Here is a 14609-nt window from a genome sequence, read left to right as displayed (position 1 = left end):
ATATTTAGGAGGAATAAACTATGTGTACGTCTATTACTTATGTAACAAGTGATCATTATTTTGGAAGGAATTTTGATTATGAAATATCTTACAATGAAGTAGTCACTATTACTCCAAGAAATTATAAGTTGAATTTTCGAAAGGTAAATGATTTGGATACTCATTATGCAATGATTGGTATTGCCGCTGGTATAGCTGACTACCCTCTTTATTACGATGCGACAAATGAAAAAGGATTGAGTATGGCTGGACTAAATTTTTCTGGGTATGCTGATTATAAAGAAATACAAGAAGGGAAAGACAATGTATCTCCTTTTGAATTTATTCCTTGGATTTTAGGACAATGCTCAACAGTAGGAGAAGCTAAAAAATTGTTAAAAAATATCAATTTAGCAAATATAAATTATAGTGACGAACTTCCTTTATCCCCTTTACATTGGCTATTAGCTGATAAAGAAAAATCAATTGTCATTGAAAGTATGAAAGATGGACTTCATATATATGATAACCCTGTGGGCGTTCTTACCAATAATCCTTCATTTGACTATCAATTATTTAATTTAAACAATTATCGTGTCTTATCGAGTGAAACTCCTAAAAATAATTTTTCAAATCAAATAAGTTTGAATGCCTATAGCCGCGGTATGGGAGGGATAGGCTTGCCTGGAGATTTATCCTCAGTATCTCGTTTTGTTAAAGCGACTTTTACGAAGCTGAATTCTGTATCTGGAGATTCAGAGTCAGAAAGTATTAGTCAATTTTTCCATATCTTAGGTTCAGTAGAACAACAAAAAGGTTTGTGTGATGTTGGTGATGGAAAATATGAATATACAATTTATTCTTCTTGTTGCAATGTTGACAAAGGAATCTATTATTATCGAACATATGAAGACAGTCAAATTACTGCAATTGATATGAATAAAGAAGACTTAGATAGTCATAAGTTAATTAGTTATCCAATTATAGAAAAACAACAAATTAAATATATAAAGAGAGCGTAAAATAGTTTGTGTAAATTAGGGTATTGAAAAAGGAAGACCTTATTCGTATGATTAAAGCGACTAAACCAAATCAAACGGAGGTCTTCCCTATGAATCAGTTTAACAAAGAAATCGCTCAAGCACTACTAGAAAATACCAATTTAACAGAAGTTTTTCGCAATCAACTTGAAAGTACAATGAATTCTCTTTTAGAAAGCGAACTTACTGCTATTTTAGGATATGATCCTTATGTGCGCTTTAATAACGGAAACTATCGCAATGGCGATTACACCAGACGACTAGACACACAGTTTGGTCAAATCAATGTCCGTGTCCCTAGGGACAGAAAAGGAGAGTTTCATCAATCGTTGATTCCTCCATACACTCATCGTATTGATAGTTTAGAAACAACCATCATTCAGCTCTATGAAAAAGGCATTACCACTAGAGAAATTGCTGATTTAATTGAAAAAATGTATGGCTCACATTATAGTCCAACTACTATTTCTAACATCACCAAAATGGTGGACGAACAAGTGACTGCTTTTCATTCTCGTCCTATTTTTCATTCGCAATATGTTTGTCTATTTCTAGACGCGACGTATATTCCGTTAAGACGTGATGCTGTTCAAAAAGAAGCAGTACACATTGCCTTAGGAATTACTTCTTCTGGTGAGAAAGAAATTTTGGACTATCTTATTGCCCCACAGGAATCAGATATTGCATGGTCAGAGTTGCTAGGTAGTCTTGTTTCTCGGGGCTTAACTGACGTCCAACTCATTGTTGCCGATGGCATGACTGCTATTCAAAATACCTGCGAAAGAAATTACCCTCAGGCAAAATTTCAACGTTGCCTAGTGCACATTAATCGAAACATTATGGGAAAAGTTCGTATTTCTGATCGTCAAGAAGTAGCCAGTGATTTCAAAAAAATTCATCACGCCAGTACTACTCAAGAAGGTAAAGAAATGATTCAAACTTTTATTGACAAGTGGCAGAAACGTTATCCCAGGATGACCCATTCTCTTCAAGAGACCGAAAATCTCTTGACCTTCACTCAATTTCCTAAAGCAATTCGAGGTACTATCTATTCCACTAATATTATTGAATCGTTCAATAAACAGTTGAAAAGAAAAACCAAAGTTAAGGAACAATTTCCTAACGAAGAAGCCCTTGACCGTTTTCTTGTTACACAAATGGTCGCATACAATAATAAAAAAGCTGGTAGAGCACACAAAGGTTTCAAACAATGCCAAGACACATTGGATTCAATGTTTTAAGCGACTAATCAAACTGAATAAGGCTTAATTAATAAATTTACACAAACTTCTTGACACACCCTATATAAATTAGTTAATGTGTTGTGATTGATTATTTAATATAGATATAATACAAAAAGGCAAAGATATTTTCAAAACATTTTTTCTTGATGTGATATCCTTGTCTTTTTTGTAATGTTTTTAACTTATTGCTTTTGCAAAATTTATTTACCTGTTTTCTGGATCAACGATAGTGTATATTATGCTATCCTTGTTTGGATTTTAGGACGTTTAAAGAGGCACTTTTTTACATAACTTAATCCATAGACCTTTTAAGCATGCTGTGAGATAATAATAAAGAAGAGTTTAAAGCGCACCCCAAACCACTTCCCCATAAGTGTATTACGCTTTAAACTCTTTTATATTTGAATTCACTAAGAAGCATACCATATTTTTGAAAAAAAGTGAGAAAAAAGGCTTATAATTAGGATTTAGAGTAATTAATTAGATGTTTATTTTATAGGACTGATACTATAGATTACAAATAGTATCGTATTTCGCAATCTTAAAATTATCTTCTTACTATGAATAAGATAATAAAATTTGTATTTGTCCTTTTTAGGTAACTTATTTTAATCTATATATCTTTCTGGATCAACGAAAGTATACTTTATATAATCATAACGCCGATGATCGCTCCGTGCGTCTGGCACGTCAGTCACGATATCAAACAAAAAGTATACATCCTTCTTCATTCTCGTTTTCGTAGCAGGGATTTTAAAGTAGTTCTTATTAGAGTAATAGAGATTGATTAATAAGCTATCTTCGATTGCTAAAAAGACTACTTCAGTATCCCAGACTTTATAAAAATCTTTGATAAATCTATTCGAAGGATCGAATTTAAACCATAATTGTGTTTCTCCTTCCATCAGCATAAAAGTTCACCTCAAAAAGAGTATACGAACAAATGTTCTTTTTGTAAACCTTAAAATAGATTTTCCTGAATACGTATTGACGATTCCTAAATGGTAAAAAATATCCCCTCAATTTTGAGGGGAGTACATACCGTGATAACCAAAAGGTTTATTGATTAGTTCGAATGTTATTAAAAAACAAAATGCTAAAATGCATACCCGAATTTCATACCCGAAAAATAAAAAATGCCATCACGTACATTCTTTTCGAAACTACCGAAGTAGCCAAGAATGTACTGATGACGTGGGTTTGGCACCCAATGGGCCGTGAGGGGCTCGAACCCGCGACCCGCTGATTAAGAGTCAGCTGCTCTACCAACTGAGCTAACGGCCCGTACAAAAAGTACTTAATAATAGTAGCACTAAGAATTTTAAAATGCAAGACTACATTTAAAGAAAATCAGAAAAATCTTTACTTCCTTATAGGAAATCATTCATAGATTATTCACATTTGCTCGCTATTATATAAGCATACCAACAAACAAAGTTCTTGCAAGAGAACAAACCCTAACACTTTTTTCATTTTTTACTCCTTTCCCGCCGTCTCCCCGGCGGGTCTCCTGTTCTTAACGATAAAAGACAAGAAGGCTTAGCCTTCTTGTTTTTTGTTTTCATGGAATCCCGCTAATAAAATCACCTAGTTAAAGCAACTAGATTGAATGTTTATCATAAGTCTGATATCATGTTTATGAAATGAAAAAAGGAGCGGTTATGATGGAAAAAATGCGTCAGCAATTAATGGAGTGGGGGAAGGAACTAGAAACATTCCGTCTGCCTCACTGGGAAGAACTCCCTGACTTAGAACTTTATATGGACCAAGTCAGAACGTTAGTTGATCGTTATCTTTCACCTGTGATACAAGGAGAAAAGCATCCATTGCTTACCTCTTCTATGGTAAACAATTACGTTAAACTAGGTTTGATACCAGCACCAGTTAAAAAAAGATATAACAAAGAACACGTAGCATTTTTACTTGCAATCACTACGTTGAAACAAGTATTGACTATTCCTGAAATCAAAGAAGGGATATTGTTCCAAGGAAAAACAGTAGGAATTCGTGAAGCCTATAATCTATTTTGCGATGAACAAGAAGCAGCTGTGTGGATGGTCAGCCAATTAGCACAAGGTAAATCTCATCCGCAAAAATTCGACCAGGCAACCCCTGTAGAATATATTGCTGTAAGAGCGGCAACTTTATCGTTTGCAATGAAACTTCTTGCGGAAAAAACGATTGTTCTAGAAACCGAATATTTAAAAGAGGAGAAAACAAATGAAAAACAATAAAATCGCAATTTTAGTAGATTCAGGTACGGATGTGCCAGAAGAATTGATAAAAAAATACGAGATGTATATGATCCCATTGAAAATTATTTATAAAGATCAGGTATATACAGATAAAATTGACATTACCCCTGAAGAGATCTATCAACGTTTGCCAGAGGAAATCCCTGGTACATCTTTGCCGGATGGTGAGTCGATCACAGAAATCTTTGAGCAAATCAAAAAAGACGGTTATGAAAAGGTACTTGCGGTAACAATTTCCAGTGGATTGAGCGGGACATATAATGTGGCTCGTTTAATTGCACAACAGCAAGAAGAATTGGAAGCATATGTACTAGATACGAAAAATATTGGTATTGGTGCAGGTTTTTCTGCGATCCAAGCAGCAAAATGGCTGGAAGAAGGAGTAGAATGGGATCAACTGATCAGTAATCTGAATGAGTTAGTCGAAAGAACAAAAGTTTTCTTTAATGTTGCGACATTGGAATATCTTCAAAAAGGTGGACGGATCGGTTTAGTTGCTTCTATTGTAGGAACCGCTTTAAAGCTTAACCCAATCATCTCATGTAATGAAGAAGGGATTTATTACACAGTAGGAAAAGCTAGGGGACGTAAAAAAAGTTTGGATAAAACGGTTGCTTACGTCAAAGAAAAAATCGGTAATGCAAAGGTCTTCAACTTAGCTGTTGCCCATGGGGATGCGAAAGAAGAAGCAATTGAAATGGAAGCGAGACTTAAAAGAGAGTTCCCACAAGCAAACCAAATCTACTTTGGCCAGATTTCTCCGGCATTAGTAGTCCACACTGGTCCGGGATTATTGGGTGTCGGTGTACAAGTTTTAGAAGGATAAATCAAAAAAAGGAAACACTGAGGTGAAAATCAGTGTTTTCCTTTTTTATTGAAGTTAGAACAAAAAATAATAAAGTATTTTGCACTTTCATTTTAATTTTCTCTTTTGTTTTATAGGCAAAGATGAAACAAAAGCAGAAATACGGTATAATGAGAAGGTATGACAATAATATATAAGAGGTGGCTCTTTATGAAAAAAGTTTTAGTTGTCGATGATGAGAAGCCGATTTCGGATATCGTCAAATTCAATTTAGCCAAAGAAGGCTATGATGTTTATACTGCATATGATGGGGAAGAAGCCTTGGAAAAAGTTGCTGAGGTAGAACCTGATTTGATTTTACTTGATTTGATGCTACCTAAAATGGACGGCTTAGAAGTTGCTCGTGAGGTACGCAAAACTTATGATATGCCGATCATTATGGTAACAGCCAAAGATTCTGAAATTGATAAAGTCCTAGGCTTAGAGTTAGGCGCCGATGATTACGTGACCAAGCCATTTTCCAACCGAGAATTAGTTGCACGTGTCAAAGCAAATCTTCGTCGCGGTGCCACGGCTGCGAAGGAACCAGAAGAGGCAGCACCTGCGGAATTGACGATTGGTGATTTGACGATCCATCCAGAAGCTTACATGGTGACGAAACGAGGAGAAACAATCGAGTTAACACATCGTGAATTCGAACTACTCTTTTACTTGGCGAAGCACCTTGGACAAGTGATGACAAGAGAACATTTATTACAAACGGTTTGGGGTTATGATTATTTTGGAGATGTACGAACAGTGGATGTAACTGTACGTCGTTTGCGTGAAAAGATCGAAGATAATCCAAGCCATCCAAATTATTTAGTGACACGTCGTGGTGTCGGTTACTATTTGCGTAACCCAGAACAGGAGTAATTGGATGAAAAGAAAAGTCCGCTTTTTTCGATCAGTCAATTTTAAGATCGCTATTACCTTTATTCTGATTTTATTGATCTCGATCGAAATTATTGGTGCCTACTTTATACGTGGTTTAGAACGTTCCACGATCAATACATTTATTAAAGATATGAATCAAACGGTGGAATCATTAGCAACAACAATCAGCCCGGAATTGAATCGAAAAGATAATGCAGATGATGAAGAGGTAAATGCGAATATCAAAAGATTTATTGAAAACAGTGCGACTAGCGATATCATCGAAATACGGGTCGTTGACGAAAAAGGGATCATCCGAGGAACAACCGATGTCAATGAACAAAGCGCTGTGGGAAAGAAAAATGATTATGTTGATATCAATGATTTCACGACTAAACGTTATGTTGCTTTAGATAACGACGATAAACGGGTGAATATCAATGTTCAACCGATCCTGTCCCCGACCGGCGATGCCGTTATCGGGGCTCTTTACGTCAAAAGTAATATCGAACAAAAATATTCGGAAATCAATAACACAGCAGTCATTTTCTTTACTGCCTCACTAATTGCGGCATTTATTTCAATGATCGTATCTGTTTTAGTTGCTCGTTCGATTACACAGCCGATCGGTGAAATGAGAGAACAAGCCATTCGAATCGCTAGAGGAGACTACAGTCGGAAAGTCAAAGTGCATGGACAAGATGAACTTGGACAGCTGGCTGATACCTTCAATCAGTTAGCTGAACGTATTGAAGAAGCTCAAGATACAATGGAAGCTGAACGCAATCGTTTGGATAGCGTGCTATCCCATATGACAGACGGCGTCATTGCGACAGATCGCAGGGGTAAAGTCATTACGATCAATGATATGGCTGTTTCCTTGCTAGATATCAAAAACGAGGAAGCAATCGGACAATCGATTTTGACACTTTTAGATATCGAAGAAGAATATACGTTGCGGAAATTATTAGAAGATCCAAACGAAATGGTACTTGACCGTTCAACCAGTACATTGGAAAGTGATCAGATGATCTTGCGAGTAGACTTTTCTATGATCCGTCGCGAATCAGGTTTTATCAGCGGATTAGTAGCTGTCTTGCATGATGTGACAGAACAAGAAAAAACAGAACGGGAACGTCGTGAATTCGTCTCTAATGTTTCCCATGAACTTCGTACACCGTTGACAAGTATGCGTAGTTATATCGAAGCATTGAGCGAAGGTGCGTGGAAAGACGAGGAAGTAGCACCAAATTTTTTGAAGGTAACGCTAGATGAAACAGACCGAATGATTCGAATGATCAATGACCTCTTAAATCTGTCTCGCATGGATACAGGTAATACCCAGCTTCAATTAGAATATGTCAATTTCAACGAGTTAGTGAATTTTGTTCTTGACCGGTTTGATATGATGGTAGGAAATCAGGAAAAAAATTATAAGATCCGTCGTGAATTCACGCAAAGAGATCTTTGGGTCGAAGTAGATACAGATAAAATCATCCAAGTAGTCGATAATATCATGAATAACGCGATCAAGTATTCACCAGATGGGGGAACGATTACTTGTCGCTTATTAGAAACGCATAATAACGTGATTTTAAGTATCACCGATCAAGGATTGGGGATTCCTAAAAAAGATCTGAACCGAGTGTTCGAGCGGTTCTATCGAGTAGATAAAGCACGTGCAAGAGCACAAGGTGGGACAGGACTTGGATTAGCTATTTCTAGAGAAGTGATTAAGGCGCATCGAGGCGCTATTTGGGCAGAGAGCAAGGAAGGAAAAGGGTCGACTTTTTATATCTCGCTGCCATATGAACCTTATGAGGAGGAATGGTGGGAATGAGAATCTCTGAAAAAGTCGTTCGTATAGGACTCATTTTGATGGTTGCGTTAAGCATATACTTCTCTTATGCAATCTGGCTGAGCCCAGCAGGAAAAAGTTCAATCAACGTAGATGAGACAAACACTCAAATGATCGAGTCTCAAAGCAATCGAAAAACTTCCGAAGTCTTTCTTCCGCTTCATGTTACATGGCACCATTCGGGAACGATCCAAGAAACCAACAGTGAAAATCTCGTGTACCGATTGCAATTGATCATCGATAAAGCAAGATTTGGAAAGCTTTCTGAAGTAGTTTCAGGAGACAAATCACAGTTTGAACAGGTGAAAAATCTGAACTCTGGTTTTGAGTTGGCCTATAATGCGCCTTTTTTGCTAAGAGAATACAAGGAAGCATTTGATTTAGATTTAGATGTGTCGAACTTGGCAAAAGAAAGCGAAAATATGTATTTTACTAGAATACAATTCGATCAAGGAAATAAAAAAATCCGATTTTTGAATTATTCGAACCATCTCGTATATGAAGCGAATATTTCGTTGAATTGGACAGATATCAATAAAGAATTAACAGCAAAAGACACAAAATGGACAGAAATGACAACAGAACCATCGACGATCGACACGCAATATGCTACGAAACATTCGATCAAACTGAAAAAGTATAGTTATATCCTGTCACAGCAACCCTATACACTTTTTAGAAATGCTTTTTTCCAGAAACCAGATAGCGTGAAGAATAATGATGAAAGCAATGAATTGATTTTTTACGGTGGGAATGAAACAATGTCTATCCATTCGGAAACGCAAGTAGTTGATTTTCGTGGAGAGCTGCCAGAGAAAAAAGAAAATGCTAGTGTATTTTCTGAAAGTTTCCCCTATATTAGCAAATTAGGCAGTTCTTTAGGGAACCTCAGATATTTTGACCGCAGTGACAATACGATCGATTATCGGATATTCGTGGAAGGCTTCCCGGTTTTTGGGACAGACAGCAGAGGACAGATTGGTGTGGAAGTTGGCGGTGAAACGAATGGTTCTGTGCAAGTGAATATCCAAACCAGTTTGAATACGATTCAAGTGCCGATACCTTCAGACGAAGAAGTAGAACTTGCAAGTACGAATGAAATCATCCAGCAGTTAAAAGCTAAGGGAGCAGATAGTAACAAGATTGGTTCAGTGATCGTTGGATATACATGGCAAAATGTCAAAGAAACGAATCGTGTCGTTGATCTCTTACCTGAATGGTATGTGAAATATAAAGATAACTGGTATTCAGCTAACGACCTTCTGGAAAAATTACCTGGATTGGAGGCGAATTAATTGGATTTCAAAAAAATCGAATGGATATTTTTCGTCGCTTTTTTAGGGTTGAATGTGTTTTTATTCAGCAGTTATCATGACGCGGTATACCAAGAAAACAATGTCATTCGCTCTAATCAGACTGAATCAATCCAACAACGTCTGGCTAGCGACGATATCACTTACACGGGGAAGATTTCGTCTGAGAACAAGCAAGGCTATTATCTTAGCGCGGAGCAGACCAATCTTAGCACTTCATTAGCGAATTATCGCAAGGCTGGTAAAAGCGGCTTGCTGGCAAGTGGTGTGTTTTTAGACGGTGATGTTTTGACGAAATCTTTATCCAGTTCAGATGCTGAAAAGAACGTGATCGATCCAGATAAAATTAGTAGTTCCTTGGAAGATTTTTTATCTAACAAAGACAATATTTTATTCGGTAATGATTATGTGTACACGAAAAACTTTTCTCATTTAGAAGAAGAACCACTAGAAATCCAAGCAAGCCAAGAGTATGAAGGCATCCCATTCAATGATGATACAGCAAAAATCGTTCTTTCTTTAGAAAAAAACGATAATGATTATAGCATCACGAAATACATGCAGACGCATTTATCTGATATCGAGCAGCTGCGCGAAAAGACGGAACTGTATACGGAAGAGGAAGCAATCAATACATTGTACATCAATAACAAAATACCAAGAGGATCAAAAATTTTATGGCGTCAACTAGCTTATTCCTGTATTCTGAAAGTCCGGGAAAAAAATGTGTATGTTCCTGTTTGGCATGTAGCGATCGAAACAAGCGATAAAGTGGTCCAAATCGAGAGCGTCAACGCTTTCAGCAATACGATCGTGACAAACAATACTGTACCAAAAGTGGAAGATCAATAAAAAAGCGAGTATAATGAAAAAAGTTTACAAAGTAAGAAGGGAAGTAGGAGTCAAATGGCTGAAGAAAAACCAGCTTTTAAAATCAGTATCCTAGCAAGTGGAAGTTCGGGTAATTCACTTTATATCGAAAGTGAAAAAAAACGGCTTTTGGTCGATGCAGGACTTAGCGGTAAAAAAATCACTTCCTTGATGGCTCAAATTGATCGGACACCGGACCAATTAGATGGAATACTTGTGACGCATGAACATCGAGATCATATACATGGCGTGGGTGTCTTGGCTCGTAAGTATCATTTGGATGTTTTTGCCAATCAGCAGACTTGGGAAGCGATGGAACCACTGATTGGTAATGTACCAGTGGAACAAAAACATCTATTTGAGATGGGGAAAGTCAGAACATTCGGCGATATCGATATTGAGAGTTTCGGCGTCTCCCATGACGCAGCGGCTCCGCAATTTTATCGTTTCCATAAAGAAAATCGGTCATTCGTCATGTTGACGGACACCGGATATTGCAGTGATTATATGCGAGGTGTCATTGAAAATGCCGATGGTTATTTGATGGAAAGTAATCATGATCTTGAGATGTTACGCATGGGACCTTATCCGTGGAATTTAAAACAGCGTATTTTAGGAGATAGAGGACATCTTTCCAACGAAGATGGTGCACTTGTCATGACTGATGTGATCGGTAATCGGACCAAACGAATCTATCTTGGCCATCTTAGCAAGGAAAACAATATGAAAGAACTTGCTCATTTAACAATGGAAAATGTTTTGAAAGAAAAAGATTTTGGCGTTGGACATGATTTTGAAATCTATGATACAGATCCAGATGAAGCAACTGAGCTATTTTCGATTTAAACAGTTCAATCAATAAAAATATAAAAAGCAGAAGATAAAATCAATCAGGGTTGGTTTTATCTTCTATTTTTATTTTTTTAGCATATTAAAAAAATAACCGTATTATCGACTGACTACACTGATGTGCTGCTTTTCATGTTTCTCATCTAGTATCTCATCTACTAATGCAATCGCGTAATCTGCCATGCTGATCGTACTGTCGCCAGCAGCGTTTCTTTGTAAATAATCATCACTTAACAAATAAGTACCTGTACGTTTGCCATGTGGATCAAATAAAGAAGCTGGACTGATATAAGTCCAATGTAGATTTTTAGATTGTTTCAATTTTAACAATCCTTCGTACATATTGAAAGCTGTTGGATAGAAGGGTGCATTTTTAGGTACTTGGTCAATCATACGAGTCGTCTTTTCTGTATCTAAGAATAACGAAGAGGCACCCCCAACGACAATTAAGCGTGTATCGGTTCCTTCAAGCATCTCAATCAAATGGGACAAAGAAGTTTGATGCATTTCTTCTTTTCCTTTGGGAGCGTTGAAAGCATCAACGACAACATCAAAAGATGCAAGATCAGTAGTTGTCAACTCAAATAAATCCTTTTGTATAAACGGAACATCTGATGGCAATTTTTCTGGATGACGCACGATTGCCGTCACGTCTAAATCTCTGGACAATGCTTCGTCTAAAATAAATGAACCTGCATGACCAGTAGCTCCAATGAGTGCAATTTTCATAAAAAACCTCCTTTTTTATTCCTGTCCATTGTAAGCAGTTGCTGAATATTCGTCAAAGAATCCGATTTTTGAAAAGCTCAGTGCGCATTCCTTTCATGGTTCGTGATCATTGGGTATAGTTAAATTAAGAAAACTGATTGATAAAAATAGAAGTTGAAGGAGATAAGAAATGAAAGAGTGGTTAGATCGTGCCTTTTTACCAATGATAACATCTGTTGTGAATCTTAGACCCTTAACTGCTTTGCGTAATGGAATGACTTACACGATCCCAATAATTATTGTTGGCTCGCTGTTTTTCTTATTTGCTCATTTTCCTGTGGATTACATCGCTCAGTGGATAGACAAAACAGGATTTTCTATGTATTTTACACAAGTATACCAGGCTACATTTGATGTGATAGCCTTTTGGATCGTTTTTGCCATTGCATATGCTTATGCAAAAGAAGAAGATATCGATCGCTTACCAGTCGGCATAACAGCCTTATCTGCTTATCTACTGCTTATTCAGCCACTAAATTCTCAGATAGATACTGTCTGGACAGGTGCTGAAGGGATACTAGGAGCAGTTACAACTGGGCTCATCATCGGATGGGGCTATGCACGTTTAGTAAGACTTGCGAAAGGGTGGAAGCAAAGAGAGAAGATACCTGAAAATGTTTGGCAGTCTTTTACTTCATTGATTCCAATCATTGTTATAGTCACTTTTACGCTTATTGGTTCAGCGGTTTTTCAACAGTTGTTCAGAATGACTGTTGTTCAAGGAGTATGGACATATGTCCAGCTTCCCATTCAATCGTTCATAGACACGTTGTTTGGTGTGCTTTTATTAGGTTTTTTTGTTCCGTTTTTATGGTTATTTGGTCTTCATGGATCTGCGATGGTCAATGGGTTGGTTAGTCCCATCTTGCAAGCGAATTCATTAGCAAATGCAGAAATCTTAGCCTCAGGACAAGAGTTGACGGTGGCAAATGGCGGACATATCGTTACTCAGCAATTTCTCGATCAGTTCATGACGGTTACGGGTGCTGGTTTGACGTTAGGGGCTGTATTTTTTATGACGGTTTTTGCGAAATCGAAGAAATACAGAGAATTAGGAAATCTTGCTCTTTTACCAGCCTTTTTCAACATCAATGAATCAATTATTTTTTCCACACCGATCGTGATGAACCCGATGATGGCTGTTCCTTTTATTTTCGCACCGGTCGTTTCAGGATTGATTACCTATTCCGCTTTATATTTTGGATTCGTTCCTTTATTTACAGCAGTCCAAGTCCCTTGGACAACACCGCCGATCCTCTCGGGTTTTTTAGTAGGCGGAGTGCCTGCAGCGATTTTACAAGGTATCGTGTTGTCAATTAGTTTTTTCATTTATTTCCCATTTTTGAAAAAAATAGATTCTGCAAACTGCAAAAAGGAAAGACAGACAAAAAATGATGGAGCAGCAGAAAAGATGAACGACTAAAAAACAAAAATACTCCTGTCGCTTTAGATTGGGAAAATCACCAATCTAGGATGACAGGAGTATTTATAGTCATGTTTATACTAGCCCTTTTTGGACAGCTAATTGAACAAGAACAACTAATGTGTTCATTCCTACGTGTGTGATCATCGATGTCCAGATCCGACCAGTTGCTTTGTACTCTAGGCTGAAGAAGAAACCTAGGAAAAAGTAGATTAGCAGATGACCATCATTATGAGCAAACGCAAACAGCAAAGAGCTGATCACTGCTCCGACCCAAAAATTTGAATATCGACTGATGATCCCCAGTATACTGCGGCGGAATACGAACTCTTCCATGATGGGTCCAGCAACAGTTGTCGCCAAAATAAAAGCGGGTGCTTCCATGATCATCTGGATGACATTTTGTGTATTCTCGGAAGGGGTTGCTTCGCCAAACAATACAGATTCTAACATGACAGCGATGCTTTGCAGAATCAATGCGACAAAGATTCCAACTAATCCATAAATAACAATCTTTGGAGCAGAAGCTTTTTTTACCGCTGATTCGATCGCTAAGGGTTCACGTTGCTTAAAATAAAAAATAGCTAGGACAATGGCGCCTAGTATATACATGACTGCAGTTGCTGTGATCAATTCAGACGTAGATTTTACAAGTCCTATCGAAGCTAGGATCAAGGGTGAGATAAAAATTAAACCATAGCAAAAAATGCTGAGGAAGCTATATTTTTTTAAAGACATGTAATTCCTCCTTTTAAGGGATAACAAGCATGCAAGGCAAGCTTATATCGATTGATTTCAATTATATCATAATTTCAATAAGCAGCTGTCAGAATAAAATTTCTTTTCTTTGATTTAAAAGCTTGCAAAAAAGAGGGAGAATGAGTATTATTAAAAATGTAGGTTAGCACTCGAAGGTTAAGAGTGCTAACAGATTAAAAAAAGAGTTATCGGAGGGATTTATCGTGTTAAAACCATTAGGTGATCGCGTCATTATCGAAGTCGCAAAAGAAGAAGAAAAAACTGTCGGAGGAATCGTTTTAGCTTCTGCTGCTAAAGAGAAACCCCAAACTGGGACAGTTGTTGCAGTCGGTGAAGGCCGTTTGTTAGAAAACGGTGAAAAAGTTCCTGCCGCTGTAAAAGCAGGCGACCAAGTTATGTTCGAAAAATACGCCGGTACAGAAGTAAAATACGAAGGAAAAGAATATCTGATCGTCGCAGGAAAAGATATCATGGCGATTGTTGAGTAAATTTTGAAGATAAAAAATAATCAAAAATAATCAATGAGGTGAA

The 14609-nt window shown here is 37.2% G+C and carries 14 protein-coding genes and 1 tRNA gene; 11 read left to right on the top strand and 4 right to left on the bottom strand.

All coding sequences use genetic code 11. The features are described from left to right. Nucleotides 1-20 precede the first annotated feature (20 nt). A complete protein-coding gene (gene bsh, locus IGJ87_RS10115) occupies nucleotides 21-1001 on the top strand; it encodes a choloylglycine hydrolase (RefSeq protein WP_430609336.1) in 981 nt (326 codons plus the stop codon). Between the two features lie 89 nt (nucleotides 1002-1090). Further along, nucleotides 1091-2260 (top strand): IS256 family transposase, encoded by a 1170-nt coding sequence (locus IGJ87_RS10110; protein ID WP_010726344.1) that lies wholly within the window; start codon nucleotides 1091-1093, stop codon nucleotides 2258-2260. Between the two features lie 611 nt (nucleotides 2261-2871). Here IGJ87_RS10110 and IGJ87_RS10105 read toward each other — a convergent pair. After that, the gene (locus IGJ87_RS10105; protein ID WP_002299784.1) at nucleotides 2872-3174 is read right to left on the bottom strand and encodes a DUF5960 family protein; all 303 of its coding nucleotides are present in this window, start codon (nucleotides 3172-3174) and stop codon (nucleotides 2872-2874) included. A 300-nt stretch (nucleotides 3175-3474) separates the two neighbouring features. Beyond that, a tRNA-Lys gene (locus IGJ87_RS10100) sits at nucleotides 3475-3547 on the bottom strand. A gap of 380 nt (nucleotides 3548-3927) precedes the next feature. On the opposite strand from IGJ87_RS10100, the gene IGJ87_RS10095 reads away from it, so the two are divergent. The 7 genes from IGJ87_RS10095 to IGJ87_RS10065 all read left to right on the top strand — a co-directional run bounded on the left by IGJ87_RS10095 (nucleotide 3928) and on the right by IGJ87_RS10065 (nucleotide 11125). Continuing rightward, a complete protein-coding gene (locus tag IGJ87_RS10095) occupies nucleotides 3928-4497 on the top strand; it encodes a DUF1836 domain-containing protein (RefSeq protein WP_002322652.1) in 570 nt (189 codons plus the stop codon). Next, nucleotides 4484-5344 carry a DegV family protein gene (locus IGJ87_RS10090; protein WP_353978573.1) on the top strand — a complete coding sequence of 287 codons (861 nt, stop codon included), beginning with the start codon at nucleotides 4484-4486 and terminating at the stop codon, nucleotides 5342-5344. Before IGJ87_RS10095 ends, IGJ87_RS10090 begins: the two co-directional genes overlap by 14 nt. Nucleotides 5345-5533: 189 nt before the next feature. Further along, nucleotides 5534-6238 (top strand): response regulator YycF, encoded by a 705-nt coding sequence (gene yycF, locus IGJ87_RS10085; protein WP_002288850.1) that lies wholly within the window; start codon nucleotides 5534-5536, stop codon nucleotides 6236-6238. Between the two features lie 4 nt (nucleotides 6239-6242). Beyond that, the gene (gene walK / locus IGJ87_RS10080; RefSeq protein WP_002294131.1) at nucleotides 6243-8078 is read left to right on the top strand and encodes a cell wall metabolism sensor histidine kinase WalK; all 1836 of its coding nucleotides are present in this window, start codon (nucleotides 6243-6245) and stop codon (nucleotides 8076-8078) included. Beyond that, nucleotides 8075-9391, top strand: coding sequence for a YycH family regulatory protein (locus IGJ87_RS10075; RefSeq protein ID WP_002318504.1), 1317 nt, complete (start codon nucleotides 8075-8077; stop codon nucleotides 9389-9391). Before walK ends, IGJ87_RS10075 begins: the two co-directional genes overlap by 4 nt. Beyond that, on the top strand, nucleotides 9392-10261 hold the full coding sequence (locus IGJ87_RS10070; protein ID WP_002288853.1) for a two-component system regulatory protein YycI: 870 nt from the start codon (nucleotides 9392-9394) through the stop codon (nucleotides 10259-10261). It begins immediately after the preceding gene. A 54-nt stretch (nucleotides 10262-10315) separates the two neighbouring features. Next, nucleotides 10316-11125: an MBL fold metallo-hydrolase gene (locus IGJ87_RS10065; protein WP_002288854.1), complete on the top strand. Its 810-nt coding sequence runs from the start codon at nucleotides 10316-10318 to the stop codon at nucleotides 11123-11125. Between the two features lie 102 nt (nucleotides 11126-11227). Here the strand turns inward: IGJ87_RS10065 and IGJ87_RS10060 are convergent, their stop codons facing one another. Continuing rightward, nucleotides 11228-11857, bottom strand: a complete 630-nt coding sequence (locus tag IGJ87_RS10060; RefSeq protein WP_002288856.1) for an NAD(P)-dependent oxidoreductase — start codon at nucleotides 11855-11857, stop codon at nucleotides 11228-11230. A 169-nt stretch (nucleotides 11858-12026) separates the two neighbouring features. On the opposite strand from IGJ87_RS10060, the gene IGJ87_RS10055 reads away from it, so the two are divergent. Then, a complete protein-coding gene (locus tag IGJ87_RS10055) occupies nucleotides 12027-13319 on the top strand; it encodes a PTS sugar transporter subunit IIC (RefSeq protein WP_002338654.1) in 1293 nt (430 codons plus the stop codon). Between the two features lie 75 nt (nucleotides 13320-13394). On the opposite strand, the gene IGJ87_RS10050 is transcribed toward IGJ87_RS10055, so the two are convergent. Continuing rightward, entirely contained in the window at nucleotides 13395-14057 is a 663-nt protein-coding gene (locus IGJ87_RS10050; RefSeq protein WP_113787875.1) for a CPBP family intramembrane glutamic endopeptidase, read from the bottom strand. A 224-nt stretch (nucleotides 14058-14281) separates the two neighbouring features. Between IGJ87_RS10050 and groES the strand changes: the two genes are divergently transcribed. Beyond that, complete coding sequence (gene groES, locus IGJ87_RS10045) at nucleotides 14282-14566, top strand: co-chaperone GroES (protein ID WP_002288862.1); 285 nt, start codon at nucleotides 14282-14284, stop codon at nucleotides 14564-14566. Nucleotides 14567-14609 lie beyond the last annotated feature (43 nt).

Origin of the sequence: Enterococcus sp. DIV1411a (assembly GCF_050531945.1) — a bacterium.
Lineage (GTDB): Bacteria > Bacillota > Bacilli > Lactobacillales > Enterococcaceae > Enterococcus_B > Enterococcus_B faecium.
Note: the sequence above shows the minus strand (reverse complement) of the source record. Positions and strands in the feature narration are given on the sequence as shown.